1 protein-coding gene is annotated in these 326 nt (G+C 44.2%); it reads left to right on the forward strand.

Annotated features, from left to right (window positions below; all coding sequences use genetic code 11):
• Positions 1 to 326: EF-Tu/IF-2/RF-3 family GTPase (locus H5119_RS20175; protein ID WP_259399079.1), on the forward strand; the 326-nt coding region annotated here is incomplete at both ends.

A 326-nucleotide genomic window follows, 5' to 3' on the forward strand; every position in this document is an offset into this window, starting at 1 on the left:
GTTGTAACTGGCCGTGTTGAAGCTGGTATCATCAACGTGAATGACGAAGTTGAAATCGTTGGTATCAAGGACACTACTAAGTCTACTTGTACTGGTGTTGAAATGTTCCGTAAGCTTCTTGACGAAGGTCGTGCTGGTGAGAACATTGGTGCACTTCTACGTGGTACTAAGCGTGAAGACGTTGAACGTGGTCAAGTACTAGCTAAGCCTGGTTCAATCAAGCCACATACTACATTCACTTCAGAAGTATACGTACTTTCGAAAGATGAAGGTGGTCGTCATACTCCATTCTTCAAAGGTTACCGTCCACAGTTCTACTTCCGTAC

Origin of the sequence: Pseudoalteromonas sp. SG45-5, from assembly GCF_014164085.1 — a bacterium.
In the GTDB taxonomy this organism is placed as follows: domain Bacteria; phylum Pseudomonadota; class Gammaproteobacteria; order Enterobacterales; family Alteromonadaceae; genus Pseudoalteromonas; species Pseudoalteromonas aliena.